We start from the raw sequence: 1,049 nt of genomic DNA on the forward strand, positions 1-1,049 counted from the left end.
GCGTGACCGCCTTCACCTGCACGACGTTCGACTCCTCGTCCAGCTCGACATGGTCGCCCTGCGCCTTCAAGAAGTCCGAGAAGCTGCGGAACCCCAGAGCCTTTTCGCTGAACGACGGGTCGAGGCGCTTCATCAGGTCCTTTACGGCCGACGCGTGCAGCCACTCGCCGTCGGCGCGTTCGGCCTCGAGCTGCATCGCGCGCTCGAGCAGGTCGACCGCGGGGTCCTTGGACCGTTTACGAGCGCGCGGCCGCGAGGGAGCGGCATCCTTGTCCTTCTTCGTCTCGGCCAGTTTCGGGATGCCGGGCAGCGAGTCGTAGGCGTCGAAGCGGTCGCACGCGGCGGCGAGCGACTTGGCGGTCGATCCGGCCACGCCCACCCCCACGACGTACCGGCCCAGGCGCTTGCACCGCTGGGCGAGGGGGACGTAGTCGCTGTCGCCCGCGACGATGACCACGTGGCTCAGGTCGGGGAGGCGGAACATGTCCTCGACGGCATCCACGGCCAGACGGATGTCGGCGCCGTTCTTGGCGTACGCGGCGGCGGGGAACAACTGCACCAGGTCGACGGCACGCGCGACCAGCTGGGAGCGGTACTCGGCGTTGACCGGAGCCGACCAGTCCGCGTAGGCCCGGGTGAGCACGAGCGTGCCGAACGAGGCTGCGTAGTCGATGACGGCGCCGACGTCGATCGTCGCCTTTGTCAGGCGCTCCGCGATCTCGGGGTCCATCGGGTTCTCGGCGATCTTCTGCCGGTCGCGCGAGTACGCGTTGCGTCCGTGCACGCGGTCGTACCAGGACATGACGATGTTGTCGAAGTCGAGGTAGACGGCGACGCGGGCGGTCTGATTGTCGGGCATGCCCCCAGTCTGACCCGTGCCGGCGGGCGGTGGGTACCCCACGCGCCGACCCGGGCGGGCACCCTGCGCACCGACCCCCGGGCGGCGGGCGCCCAGCGCACCCACCCCGGGCGGGCACCCTTCGCACCCACCCCCGGGTTGAACACCGTCGGCGGCAGGCGCCGCGCGCTCAGCTCTCGCCGGGGTAGAC

The 1,049-nt window shown here is 70.6% G+C and carries 1 protein-coding gene; it reads right to left on the reverse strand.

Annotated features, from left to right (window positions below):
- Window positions 1-859, reverse strand: an 859-nt coding sequence (locus tag DBR36_RS16555; RefSeq protein WP_108320790.1) for an NYN domain-containing protein, incomplete at its 3' end; no start/stop codon positions are given.
- Window positions 860-1,049 lie beyond the last annotated feature (190 nt).

This window comes from Microbacterium sp. HMWF026 (assembly GCF_003061325.1).
Taxonomy (GTDB): Bacteria; Actinomycetota; Actinomycetes; order Actinomycetales; family Microbacteriaceae; genus Microbacterium; species Microbacterium testaceum_E.